Consider the following 12573-nt stretch of genomic DNA (forward strand, 5'->3'; position numbering starts at 1 on the left):
GGGCCTAAGTTTATGTGTGGTTGTTGGTTAGGGGCATTGTGTATAGGAAGAGCAGCTTGCATCGTGTGGAATCCAAAGTGTTGTTTAAGGACACTGTAGTAACCACATTCACACTCTTAGTTCCAAAGTTGTGCGAACTCAAGCTAGCTATTCAGGATCATGCTCAAACACCGCCTTGTAGGTGGGGTAGAAAGTGCACAGCGAAACCGCCATCACCAAGGCCACACACATCATGTTCAAGGCGCTCAAGAATGCCGGGGGCAATCCCAATGTCATAAAAATAAACAGGAACACCGATGAAAACCCAAGGCCCAGAATAAGCCAACCCATGCCGTAAATCAGAAAGCTGGCTTTGTTGCGCCACACGGCCACCCAGCTTGAAAACAGGGCCTGCATGGGCTTCATGTTATGCCACACCACCAACACGGGCGCGAACCAGAACGCCAGCAGCACGGGAATACTGCTCACACCGACAAAGATCCCATACAGCACCATGTATTCCATGAATGCGGCATTGGCTTGAGGGTCGGCATTTTGTAGATCCTCAATCGATACGGTGGGTTGTGCACCCAACAACAGATGCGCAAATAGTCTGATCAATGCAAAACATGCGGTGTACGCAGCACCCAATACAAGCAGCGATTGCAAGTGCTTTCGGTTTTCCTGATTGAATGCATTGAACAACACGCCGGGAGAGACTCTCAACCCTTTCTGGCCCATACGCCCAGCGAGCATAATGCCGAACCCAAGTGCAGGAGATGCGATTGCAACGATGGCTGCGCCCAAAAACGGGATCAAAATACCTACAAACAAGATGATGAACAGGTAAGTGTTTCCGAATAGAAACATCTCGCCAGGTTTGCTGCGAAAAAGCTGAATACCTTGCATCAGCCAATCCCAACCGGCGCTGGGTGGGCAATTGTGAACGTAATTGGCCAATTTAAAACTTCCTTAATTCAGTAGTGTTACCAAGGGGATACCTTGGCGGCGGGCAAGCAATACTCGCTCAAAATGTTTGGGGTCTTTCACGTTTAGCACTTCGGCCTCGCGCGGCATGTAAAAATCGTAAAGACGCGAGGTCCAAAAGCGCAAACCGGCGGCGCGAAGCATGTCCTGCCACAAGTCGCATTCATAAGCGGTCAAGTTGCGAATTTCTTGATAGCCGGAAAGCAAAGCCTCGAGTAATTCATGATTCAATTCGCCGTTACTGATGCCTTCAGTCGACAGGTGAATACACCAATCGTTGGCAGTCACCGCCAGGTCGAACAGGAAAGTGTCTACACCCGCGAAATAGAAGTCGATCACGCCACCCAGACTGTCGCCCTGCATCAATGCATTGTCACGAAACAAGTCGGCGTGCACCGCCCCTTTGGGCAGCATTTTGTAGGCGTGGCGCTCGGCCACCGCTTTCTGATGATTCACTTCACTGAGTAACAAAGTTCGGATTGCTTCAGGTAAGTGGCTTTCGAGTTCATTCATGGCGGCCTCTATCCAGGCCAGCCCACGTGGGTTGGGTGTATTGCCGGAAAAGTCGCCAACTGCGACATGCGCCTGTGCGCAAAACCGACCAATTTCACGGCATTGTGCCGCGTTGGGTTGCTCGACCGATTTGCCGTTCAAGCAATTCACAAGCGTGGCTGGCTTGCCGCAAAGTTCGTTGAACAGCTCACCTTGTGTGTTGGCAATTGGCCCGGGCACAGCCAGGCCTTTTTTGGCCAGGTGTTCCATCAAGCCCAAATAAAACGGCAAGTCACTGGCTTTCAGCTTTTCAAATAAAGTCAGTACAAACTTGCCTTTGCTGGTGTTCACAAAATAATTGGTGTTTTCAATGCCCGACTCAATGCCCTCAAAGGAAAGCAATTCACCGCAGTTGCGGCTTTCTAGCCACTTTTGCAGTTCAGTCTGGGTAATGCGCGTAAATACAGCCATTCAAGGTCCTGATAGGGGGGCATCAAACACCTGCGGATTTTACCCGTGTTTCGGCCCGCTTTATAAGTCCAGCAGCTTCTCGGTTTCACTGTCTGAAGGATTGAAGGTCCGTTTCTCGTAAAAGCGGAAAATACAGGCCAATACCTCTTCCGGTGTCTCAACGACTTCGAACAAGTCCATGTCGCTTGGGCTGATCATGCCTTCACCCAGCAAATGGCTTTTTACCCAATCGATCAGCCCTGACCAAAACTTGGATCCCACCAGAATGATTGGAATGCGTCGGCCTTTGTTAGTTTGTATCAAGGTTAGCGCTTCAAACATTTCATCCAGAGTTCCGAAGCCGCCTGGCATCACGACATACGCACTGGCGTACTTGGCAAATGCAACCTTGCGGGCAAAAAAGTGCCGAAATGTCAGCGAAATGTCTTGGTACGGGTTGCCACTTTGCTCAAAGGGCAGCTCAATGTTCAAGCCCACACTGGGAGATTCACCCGCGTAGGCACCTTTGTTGGCAGCTTCCATGATGCCGGGGCCACCGCCGCTGATCACTGCAAAGCCGGAATCAGACAGCGCGCGGGCGATGTTTTCAGTCAATGCGTAATAGGGGTGGTCCAGTGGCGTTCGGGCGCTACCGAAAATAGACACTGAAGGGCGAATTGCGGATAGTTTCTCAGTGGCCTCAATGAACTCTGCCATAATTCCCAGCACATGCCACGACTCCCTGGCCTTCACTGCGGTGGATTGTTCTTTGGAGGGCAGGTGGCGCAATGTTGGAATATTTTTATTTCTGGTTGTCATATGAAGCGATTACTCCTGGTTGATGGGTCGAGCTACCTGTACCGTGCCTTTCACGCCATGCCCGATTTGCGAAATCGCGCGGGTGAGCCCACTGGGGCAATATACGGCATGGTCAATATGCTGCGACGCCTGCGTGCAGATTACAACACCGATGATGTGACCTCCAATTGTATAGCCTGTGTATTTGATGCGCCGGGCAAAACCTTTCGCGACGACATTTTCCCGGAATACAAGGCCAACAGAGCCAGCATGCCTGAAGACCTGGCCGCACAAATCCCCCACATTCACGAAGTTACCCGTGCCATGGGATGGCCCATTGTAATGGAGCCCGGCATTGAAGCCGACGATGTCATTGGTACGCTGGCGCAAGTGGCGCTGGAACAGGGCTTTGACGAAGTGATTGTGTCCACTGGCGACAAAGACATGGCCCAGTTGGTGAACGACAAAATTCGACTGGTCGACACCATGAAAAATGCGGTGATGACCCGCGATGCGGTGTTCGAGAAATTTGGCGTGTACCCCGAGCAAATTATTGATTACTTAACGCTGGTGGGCGACACCGTGGACAACGTGCCCGGCGTTGAAAAAGTGGGCCCGAAAACAGCCGCCAAATGGCTTGCAGAGTACAAAACACTCGATGGCGTGGTGGCCAATGCCGACAAAATTGGTGGCAAGGTGGGTGAAAACCTGCAAAAAGCGCTGGACTGGTTGCCCACGGGAAAATCGCTGGTCACCATCAAAACCGATTGCGAGTTTGAACTGCGCCGCCACATAGAAGAACAGCTAAAGGCAAACGCTGAAAACAAGGAAGAGTTAAAGCAACTGTTTCAACGCTTTGAGTTCAAAACATGGTTTCGCGCCCTGGGCGGCGTGGCGGAAGACGAAGCCGCAGCAAGGCTCAAAGTGGATGGTCCGCCCGATGGCAGTTCCATGAGTTTGTTCGATGCGCCCACGCAGGCAGTTGATTCCATTGAAACGGTGTGCGTGCAAACCCAAGCCCAGCTAGATGCTTTGCTGGCGGAATTGAAAGCGGCGGCGGCCAGCAAAACTCCGGTGGCTTTTGACACGGAAACCGATTCACTTGAACCCATGAATGCCCGAATTGTGGGCCTCTCATTTTCGATGAAGCCTGGCGTGGGTTATTACATCCCTTTGACGCACCAGGATTTGACTGCCGAGCCGCAGTTGCCGCTGGCTGATGTGTTGGCGTTTTTAAAGCCCTGGTTCGAAGACGACGATTCCCCCAAAATTGCCCAAAACGCAAAATATGATTTGCATGTGTTGGCCAATCACGATGTGTGGGTGAAGGGTTTGTTTGAAGACACTATGCTGGCCAGCTATATTCTGGAAGCGCACAAGCCGCATGGTATGGACGCCCTGGCCCTGCGCTGGTTGAACTACAACACCATTAAGTACGAAGAAGTGGCTGGCAAAGGCGCAAGCCAAATTACTTTTGACCAGGTACCCATTGATACTGCGACCAAGTACGCTGCAGAAGACGCTGAAGTAACCCTGCGCCTTGCGCACACCCTGAAAGCGGAACTCAAAAAGGTGCCAGAGCTGAGCAAGCTGTACCGAGATGTTGAACTGCCGTTTGGGCAAGTACTGTTTGAGGTTGAGCGCAACGGTGTCTTGATTGATTCCGAGAAACTGGAAGCCCAAAGCGCCGAGATTGCGGACAAGTTGAAACTGATTGAGGAGCAGGCTTTCGAGCTGGCTGGTGGCAGTTTTAACCTGAATTCGCCCAAGCAAATTGGTGAGCTGTTGTTCGACAAACTTGGTTTGCCTGTTGTGAAGAAAACCGCGAGTGGTGCACCTTCCACGGATGAAGAAGTGCTTAGCAAATTGGCGGAAGACTACCCGCTACCGGCCAAGCTTTTGGAACATCGTTCATTGGCGAAGTTGAAAAGCACCTACACCGACAAACTGCCCCGCATGGTGAACGCGCGCACAGGCCGAGTACACACCAACTACGCACAGGCAGTGGCGGTAACAGGCCGGTTGGCCAGCAATGACCCCAATTTACAAAATATTCCCGTGCGCACCGCCGAGGGCCGCCGCGTTCGCGAGGCTTTTATCGCAGCGCCTGGTTGTGTGTTGGTGTCGGCCGACTACTCGCAAATTGAGTTGCGCATCATGGCGCACATTTCAGGCGATGAAGCGCTGATTCACGCCTTCAATGAAGGGCTGGACATTCACAGCGCCACAGCGTCTGAAATTTTTGGTGTGGGTTTGAACGAGGTTACATCCAATCATCGCCGCACCGCAAAAGTCATTAACTTTGGGCTTATTTATGGCATGAGCGCGTTCGGCCTGGCCGGCAACCTGGGCATTACCCGCGAAGCCGCCAAGTTGTACATTGATCGTTATTTCACGCGCTACCCCGGTGTGGCCAAGTTCATGGACAATGTGCGTGCCCAAGCCAAGGAAGACGGCTATGTGCAAACCGTGTTTGGCCGCAGGCTGTGGCTGCCTGAAATTAAAAGCCCCAATGGCCCTCGCCGTGCGGGTGCAGAACGGGCGGCCATCAATGCGCCCATGCAAGGTACTTCTGCCGATCTAATCAAAATGGCCATGGTGGAATTGTCGGCTTGGTTGAAAGCTGAAAAGTTGCAAACGAAAATGATCATGCAGGTGCACGATGAAGTGATTTTTGAAGTACCCAAGGGTGAACTCGAATTGATTCAAAAGCGTGTGCCTGAAATCATGACGCAAGTGGCCAGACTGCGGGTACCACTGGAAGTGGGTTGTGGTGTGGGCAACAATTGGGAAGAAGCGCATTAAAACTTCAGCAGCAATCAGGAGCAAACAGATGAGCAACACCAAGAGCGACATTAAGAACAAGGAAAATCAGGAACATTTGGAAGCACTGACAGGCGGTGGCAAGTTACCCATCAGCCGCCGAACCTTGCTGAAAGGTTTTACTGCAGGTGGCTTCGCTGTGGCTGCATCACCCATCCTGGCTCAAGCGATCACCACGTCAAGCGAAGGCCTTGAAGAGGGTCGGGTGTTTGTTGATGTGGGCGATGACGACATGTTTGCTTACCGCGCCTATCCAAAAGGCAAGCAAAACGCGCCGGTTATTTTGGTGGTGCCTGAAATTTTTGGTGTGCATGCTTACATTGAAGATGTGTGCCGTCGATTGGCACAAGCCGGGTTTTACGCTTTATCCCCTGAAATCTTTTTTCGCCATTCTGAGCCAGGCCAGTACGCAACTGTGGCGGCCATTATTGAAAATGTGATTTCGAAAATGGACGATGCACAAGTGATGGCGGATTTGGACAAATGTGTGGAATTCGCGAGCAGCGAAGGTGCAAACGCGCAAAAGCTGGCCGTAACGGGCTATTGTTGGGGCGGTCGAATTACTTGGTTGTATGCCGCACACCAACCTGCTGTAAAAGCAGGCGTAGCTTGGTATGGGCGCTTGGTGGGTGCGGAAACTGAACTTACGCCGCGTCATCCGGTGAATATTGCGTCAGAGCTGAAGGCGCCTGTATTGGGTTTGTACGGTTCTGAAGACAGCTCTATTCCCTTGGACACCGTGGAACAAATGCGAAGTGCACTAAAAAGTGCTGACGGTAACCCAAATGCCAAGGCCAGCAGCATCACTGTGTTCGACAAGGCTCAGCATGGTTTTCACGCCGATTATCGACCCACCTACAATTCCGCCGTGGCTAAACAGGCGTACAATCAGGCGCTTGAGTTCTTGCGGGGCAAGAACCTGATCTAATCTCGGACCCAATCAATCGTGCAATCCAGTTTACCGCTTGTCCTTCTGGCCGCTGCCTTGGGCACGGCTTTGGCCATTTTTGCATCGGCCTTGCTGACTGCCCGCAATATTGCACGCTCGCTAGAACCCATGGTCAGTGTGTCGGCGGGCGTGTTGCTTGGCGCTTCCTTGCTGCATTTGTTGCCAGAAGCGCTCGACAAGGGCATGGACCACCACAATTTGTTTGCCTTGTTGCTGGCGGGTTTGTTGTTCTTTTTCGTGCTGGAAAAGTTTTCGATTTTTCGCCACAGCCACCACCATGAACACGACGGGCACGACCACCACCACGGCTTTGACAAACGCGAAGCCCGCCGGGGCGGCTTGCTGATTGTAGTTGGTGATTCAATTCACAACTTTGCCGATGGTCTGCTAATTGCCAGTGCATTTCTGGTTGATTTTCAGTTGGGCTTGGTCACAACACTCAGCGTGGTGTTGCATGAAATTCCGCAACAGACCGGTGATTACTTGGTGCTCGTGAATGCGGGTATTGCCCGCAAAAAAGCCCTTCAATTGATGGCCGTGGCCGGTTTGGCGGCGGTATTCGGGGCAGGTTTGGGTTACACGCTGTTTACTGAAATGCAGGCTTTACTGCCTTACGCCTTGGTATTTGCAGCAGCCAGCTTCATTTATGTGGCCGTGGCGGATTTGATTCCGCAAATGCAGCAACGCGTAAAAATTAAAGAAAGCTTGGTTCAGCTATTGTGCATTGGCTCAGGTGTTTCGCTGGTGGCAGTGTTGGCGGAAATTCTGCATCACCACCATTAATGTACTGGCTCAGGCGGGCAACAACTTTCGTTGGTGTGTTGCATAAGAAGAGAGCCCGCCGCACGCGATAATCAGTAGAACGCCCAGCCAGGTTGTGCTAGTAGGCAGGTCGCCCAGCACCGCAATGCCGTAAAAGGTCGAAACCAGAATGGTGCAGTATTGAAGCGCCGCAGAAAGCCACGTAGAGCCGCTGCCAAATGAACGGGTCAATGCCAAATTGCCTGCACCCCCGAAAAAACCCAAAGCCAAAAGCCACAGCAGCGACCAGCCAGAATCTTCAGTTTTAAACACCGCAAATTCACCAAAACCGATTAAATAAACAAGCGAGGTGACCGTCGCCGTGCCTGCAAAGTAAAGCACAGTGCGCCATTCCGGTTCTTTGGCTTGCCCCAGGCTTTTAAGTTGCAGATAAGCAATTGCAGACACCGCGCCCGCGCCCAGGCCTATTAATGCAATCGGCAGTTGCTTGTTGGCCAGCACGGGCTGCAACACAGCCACAACACCTACAAACCCAATGGCAATTGCCAATTGTTCAAGCCAGTTTCTAGATTGCCCATACCAAAGCCACAAGATAAGCGCGATAAAAAGGGGGGATGTGTACATCAAGGTGGTGGCCGTGGCCAAAGGCAACACGGTGGTGGCGTGAAAACCGCACCACATGGCCACAATGCCAGCGATATTTCGCCTTAAATGCAGATGGGCCACCGGGCTTTTCAGGCTAAGGCCATGCAGCAGGGCCCAGGCCGCAATACCGATCAGCGGCACCGCACCCCGAAACAGAATAATTTCGCCCAATGTGGCATGTGTGGCCGCCAGTTTCACCATCAAACCCATGGTGCCAAAACACAGGCAGGCCATTAACATCCAAAGTGCTTGCATGGGTGTGTTGTCGGCCTGCCGTGTTTTAGATGGACTTCTTCAGGTTTCCTGCCTGGCTGTGGTTCGGGTGCATTCGTGCACCGTACCAGGCATGAAAATGCGCCATGCCATCTTCCATCGGGCTTTGGTAGGGGCCTGCATCGTGCTCACCGCGTTCCATCAACACGCGGCGGCCCTCGTCCATGCGTTCTGCAATTTCGTCGTCTTCTACGGCAGTTTCCATGTAGGCGGCTTGTTCAGCCTCGACAAATTCCCGTTCAAACAGACGAATTTCCTCGGGGTAATAGAACTCGACCACATTCAGCGTTTCTTGCGGGCCAGTCGGGTGCAGGGTTGAAACCACCAATACGTGGGGATACCACTCCACCATGATGTTTGGGTACATGCAAAACCAGATTGCACCGTATTTTGGTTCAACACCATCGCCAAATTTTTTCACCGCATCGTGCCATTGGCGATACACCGGCGTGCCGGGTCGGCGCAGGCCGGCTTTCACGCCCACTGACTGTACGCTCCAGTTGTCGCCGTAGTACCACTGCAAATCTGAACAACTCACAAACTGGCCAAGGCCAGGGTGGAAGGGCTCAACATGATAGTCCTCCAGATAAACCTCAATAAAGGTTTTCCAGTTGTAGGGCAGCACATTGGTTTTCACAGAATCAAGCTGAAAGTTTGAAAAGTCAATTTCTTCCAGAAAGGGCACCTGTTTCAGTTCTTCAAGTACGTTTCGGCCAGAATTAAACAGCAGGCCGCGCCAGTTTTGAAGTGGGTACGATTGAAGCTTGGTACAGGGTTGCTGCGCAAAGTGCGGCGCACCCAGCAGCTCACCTTTTAAATCATAGGTCCAGCGGTGCAGGGGGCACACAATATTTTCTGAGTTGCCATGGCCTTTCAGCATGATGGCTTGGCGGTGTCGACACACGTTGGACAAAAGCTCTATTTCAGAGCCGTTGTTTACCAGAATGCGACCGTCTCCTTCCCACGGAAGTGACCTCCAGTCGCCGCGCTCGGGCACCCAATGGGTGTGACCGACGTAACCCGGTCCGTCTCGATAGAGTAGTTGGATTTCATCCTTCAAAACATGCTCATCGAAATACGTTGAAACATGGGGCTGCAAGCTTGACAGTGTCATTGCTTCTGACACATTGGACAAATCACTCAAATCGGACATGATCCCGGGGACCTCCTCCATCAGTGTCCGCAATCGGCACTAATGTAAATTAACCTGTTGAACACAAAGAGAAAGTGGATTGTACCCTTTAGTCTGCATTCCGGCCAAAGACTTTTCGCCTTTGGGCAAAGACGCAGTAAAATAGAAGACTTTGCATCACTTCGCGCAGCACAATGAGCCCAAGCAAGTCCAAAGCAACCCAATCAGTGGCCTCGTCGGAAGCCTCACAGGCGGTACCCGTTTCTTTTGAAGAAGCAGTGGCTGAACTTGAGGCATTGGTGAATGTCATGGATTCGCAGAACATGGGCCTGGACCAGTTGTTGACCGACTACAAGCGCGGTGCCTATTTGGTGAAGTATTGCCGAGACCGCCTAAGCCAGGTTCGAAAAGAGGTCACCGAGATTGAACAAACCCTGAACAAACCTGTAGATGAAGGTGATCAGTGACGCTTGCCCAAACCACACGGCTGAATTGGTTTGACTCAACTCGTGCAGGGCTTGAGCATGCATTGGCCGCGAAGCTTTCAGAATTTGAAGGACCATCGCCCGTGTTGAATGAGGCCATGGCCTACGCCCTGCTGGAAGGCGGGAAACGCTTGCGGGCCATGTTGGTATTTTCTGCGGGCCATGCAGTGGGTACGCCTGCTTCCGAGCTGACTGATGCCGCTTGTGCCATTGAAGCCATGCACGCCTATTCACTGGTACATGATGATTTGCCGAGTATGGACAATGATGTGCTTCGCCGTGGCAAGCCCACTTGTCATGTTAAGTTTGGTGAGGCATTCGCCTTGCTGGCAGGCGATGCGCTTCAAACGCTTTCGTTTCAATGGCTGGCTCAGTCTACGCAAGGCAGTGTGCAGGTTCGCATGCAACAAATTGCAGCCTTGGCGGGCGCAGCCGGTGCGCAAGGCATGGCCGCAGGGCAGTCTATCGACCTGGCGCATGTGGGCAAAGGAATGGGCCTTGAGGCACTTGAAAACATGCACGCCCGAAAAACCGGTGATTTGATCAAAGCCTCGGTTCGCATGGGTTATGTCAGTAATCCGGACCTGTCGCCCGTTCAGAAGGATGGATTAGAGGCCTATGCCCATTGTTTGGGCTTGGCATATCAAGTGATTGACGACATATTAGATGTGGAATCCACCAGCGATGTGCTCGGCAAGACTTCGGGCAAAGATGCGCTGAACAACAAACCCACCATGGTGAGTTTGATGGGCCTGGGCCAAGCCAAACAGTTGTTGGCCCGTTTGCGCGAAGAAGCCATGGCAGCGTGTGCCGTCATTGATCCGCAACGCCGCAGCCCCTTAGAAACTCTTGTAGAACTGATTACAAACCGGAAATCATGACCGATCTGCTTAAAAAAATTGATTGCCCCGCTGACCTTCGTCGACTGGCTGAAAACCAGTTGCCCGAACTGGCCGACGAGTTGCGCAATTACATTGTGGAGCAAGTGGCCAAAACAGGCGGGCATTTGTCGTCCAACCTGGGTACGGTTGAATTAACAGTGGCATTGCACTACGTGTTCAACACGCCCAATGACCGCGTAGTGTGGGACGTGGGTCACCAAACCTATCCCCACAAAATTTTGACTGGGCGGCGCGAAGCGATGCCCGGTTTGCGCCAATACGGTGGCATTTCGGGTTTTCCAAAGCGTTCCGAGTCTGAATACGATGCCTTTGGCACCGCGCATTCCAGCACGTCGATTTCTGCAGCCTTGGGCATGGCTGTGGCTTCCCGTAATTTGGGTGTTAACCGCAAGCACATCGCGGTGATTGGCGATGGCTCTATGACAGCCGGCATGGCTTTCGAGGCATTGAATAATGCAGGCGTAACGCCGGATATCGATTTGCTTGTGATTTTGAACGACAACGACATGTCGATTTCACCGCCTGTGGGTGCGCTGAACAAGTACTTGGCCAAGCTGTTGTCGGGCCGCATGTTGAACAACGTAAAGGAAGTGGGCAAGGGCATTTTGGGTGTTGCGCCTCCTTTGTACGAATTGGCGCATCGGCTTGAAGAACATGTCAAGGGCATGATGAGCCCGGCCACATTGTTCGAGGAATTTGGATTTAATTACTACGGCCCGATCGACGGGCACGACCTGGACGCCCTGGTGCCCACCTTGCAAAACTTGCGTGCCATGAAAGGTCCAATTTTTCTGCATGTGATTACCAAAAAGGGTGCGGGCTACAAGCTGGCCGAGCAAGACCCGGTGCTGTACCACGGCCCTGGCAAGTTTGACCCCAGCATTGGCATTCAGAAGTCGACTACACCCAAGCCACCCACCTACACACAAATTTTTGGCAAGTGGCTTTGCGACATGGCGCAATCAGATCGCAAACTGGTGGGCATTACGCCAGCCATGCGCGAAGGCTCCGGCATGGTCGAGTTTGAGCGTCGTTTCCCTTCGCGCTATTTCGATGTGGGTATCGCGGAACAACACGCGGTTACTTTTGCCGCCGGCTTGGCTTGCGAAGGTATGAAACCCGTGGTGGCTATTTACTCCACATTTTTGCAGCGTGCCTACGACCAGTTGATTCATGATGTGGCTTTGCAGAACCTGGATGTAACCTTTGCGCTGGACCGTGCAGGCTTGGTGGGCGCCGACGGTGCAACCCATGCCGGCAATTACGACATTGCCTACCTGCGTTGTATTCCTAACATGGTGATCGCCGCGCCCTCGAATGAAGACGAGTGTCGCAAATTGCTGACAACTGCTTATCACTACCCTGGCTGCGCCTCTGTGCGTTATCCGCGGGGTGTGGGCCCTGGTGTAGTGGCCGATGAGCCGCTGGATATTCTTGAAATTGGCAAGGCAATGGTGCGTTATTCACCCGATGCCACGGAACACAAGCTTGCAATTCTGGCATTTGGCTCTATGTGTGAACCAAGCCTTGAGGCTGGCCGCGCATTGGGCGCCACCGTGGTGGACATGCGCTGGGTCAAGCCCATTGATGCCGAATTGCTACAACGGTTTGCCGAGCAGCGCTACAGCTTTGTGACCGTTGAAGAGGGCTGTATCATGGGTGGCGCAGGCTCTGCGGTAACAGAGCATCTGCACGCCCAAGGTTTTAACAATGCAGTTTTGCAACTCGGCTTGCCCGATGAATTCATTGACCACGGAGACCCTGTTCTTCTTCTCAAGAATCTTGGACTGGACGCCCAAGGCATAAAAGCGTCCATTAAGCAGCACTATGGCGAGCTCTTTGATCGCCACACCAATGTGGTACGCCATGTAGCAGGGCGTTCCGCAAACACATGAG

11 protein-coding genes are annotated in these 12573 nt (G+C 52.5%); 6 read left to right on the forward strand and 5 right to left on the reverse strand.

The window, feature by feature from the left end; translation table 11 throughout:
- Positions 1 to 147: 147 nt before the first annotated feature.
- From NSP04_RS13990 to NSP04_RS14000, 3 genes are read right to left on the reverse strand one after another with little or no spacing between them, the layout of a single operon-like run.
- Positions 148 to 939 carry a BPSS1780 family membrane protein gene (locus tag NSP04_RS13990; protein WP_257512974.1) on the reverse strand — a complete coding sequence of 264 codons (792 nt, stop codon included), beginning with the start codon at positions 937 to 939 and terminating at the stop codon, positions 148 to 150.
- 12 nt (positions 940 to 951) lie between these two features.
- A complete protein-coding gene (locus tag NSP04_RS13995; protein WP_257512975.1) occupies positions 952 to 1929 on the reverse strand; it encodes a homoserine kinase in 978 nt (325 codons plus the stop codon).
- A 60-nt stretch (positions 1930 to 1989) separates the two neighbouring features.
- On the reverse strand, positions 1990 to 2727 hold the full coding sequence (locus NSP04_RS14000; RefSeq protein WP_257512976.1) for an LOG family protein: 738 nt from the start codon (positions 2725 to 2727) through the stop codon (positions 1990 to 1992).
- Between NSP04_RS14000 and polA the strand changes: the two genes are divergently transcribed.
- The 3 genes from polA to NSP04_RS14015 are packed head-to-tail and all read left to right on the forward strand — an operon-like array spanning position 2728 to position 7261.
- Entirely contained in the window at positions 2728 to 5511 is a 2784-nt protein-coding gene (gene polA / locus NSP04_RS14005) for a DNA polymerase I (protein WP_257512977.1), read from the forward strand. It abuts the gene before it with no gap.
- Between the two features lie 28 nt (positions 5512 to 5539).
- Complete coding sequence (locus tag NSP04_RS14010; protein ID WP_257512978.1) at positions 5540 to 6457, forward strand: dienelactone hydrolase family protein; 918 nt, start codon at positions 5540 to 5542, stop codon at positions 6455 to 6457.
- An 18-nt stretch (positions 6458 to 6475) separates the two neighbouring features.
- A complete protein-coding gene (locus tag NSP04_RS14015; RefSeq protein WP_257512979.1) occupies positions 6476 to 7261 on the forward strand; it encodes a ZIP family metal transporter in 786 nt (261 codons plus the stop codon).
- A gap of 9 nt (positions 7262 to 7270) precedes the next feature.
- On the opposite strand, the gene NSP04_RS14020 is transcribed toward NSP04_RS14015, so the two are convergent.
- Complete coding sequence (locus NSP04_RS14020; protein WP_257512980.1) at positions 7271 to 8140, reverse strand: DMT family transporter; 870 nt, start codon at positions 8138 to 8140, stop codon at positions 7271 to 7273.
- Positions 8141 to 8165: 25 nt separating this feature from the next.
- Positions 8166 to 9293 carry an aromatic ring-hydroxylating oxygenase subunit alpha gene (locus NSP04_RS14025; protein WP_257513152.1) on the reverse strand — a complete coding sequence of 376 codons (1128 nt, stop codon included), beginning with the start codon at positions 9291 to 9293 and terminating at the stop codon, positions 8166 to 8168.
- Positions 9294 to 9484: 191 nt separating this feature from the next.
- On the opposite strand from NSP04_RS14025, the gene xseB reads away from it, so the two are divergent.
- From xseB to dxs, 3 genes are read left to right on the forward strand one after another with little or no spacing between them, the layout of a single operon-like run.
- Positions 9485 to 9757 (forward strand): exodeoxyribonuclease VII small subunit, encoded by a 273-nt coding sequence (gene xseB / locus NSP04_RS14030; RefSeq protein WP_257512981.1) that lies wholly within the window; start codon positions 9485 to 9487, stop codon positions 9755 to 9757.
- Complete coding sequence (locus tag NSP04_RS14035) at positions 9754 to 10656, forward strand: polyprenyl synthetase family protein (protein ID WP_257512982.1); 903 nt, start codon at positions 9754 to 9756, stop codon at positions 10654 to 10656. The genes xseB and NSP04_RS14035 overlap by 4 nt, the downstream gene beginning before the upstream one ends.
- Complete coding sequence (gene dxs, locus NSP04_RS14040; RefSeq protein ID WP_257513153.1) at positions 10650 to 12572, forward strand: 1-deoxy-D-xylulose-5-phosphate synthase; 1923 nt, start codon at positions 10650 to 10652, stop codon at positions 12570 to 12572. The genes NSP04_RS14035 and dxs overlap by 7 nt, the downstream gene beginning before the upstream one ends.
- The last annotated feature ends 1 nt before the right edge of the window (position 12573 follow it).

It is taken from the genome of Limnobacter parvus, assembly GCF_024623725.1.
Lineage (GTDB): Bacteria > Pseudomonadota > Gammaproteobacteria > Burkholderiales > Burkholderiaceae_B > Limnobacter > Limnobacter parvus.

Bases quoted from the DNA above. Each gene is read 5' to 3' on its own strand.
- NSP04_RS13995 (WP_257512975.1), bottom strand. From the start codon at position 1,929: ATGGCTGTATTTACGCGCATTACCCAGACTGAACTGCAAAAGTGGCTA.
- NSP04_RS14000 (WP_257512976.1), bottom strand. From the start codon at position 2,727: ATGACAACCAGAAATAAAAATATTCCAACATTGCGCCACCTGCCCTCC.
- polA (WP_257512977.1), top strand. From the start codon at position 2,728: ATGAAGCGATTACTCCTGGTTGATGGGTCGAGCTACCTGTACCGTGCC.
- NSP04_RS14010 (WP_257512978.1), top strand. From the start codon at position 5,540: ATGAGCAACACCAAGAGCGACATTAAGAACAAGGAAAATCAGGAACAT.
- NSP04_RS14020 (WP_257512980.1), bottom strand. From the start codon at position 8,140: ATGCAAGCACTTTGGATGTTAATGGCCTGCCTGTGTTTTGGCACCATG.
- xseB (WP_257512981.1), top strand. From the start codon at position 9,485: ATGAGCCCAAGCAAGTCCAAAGCAACCCAATCAGTGGCCTCGTCGGAA.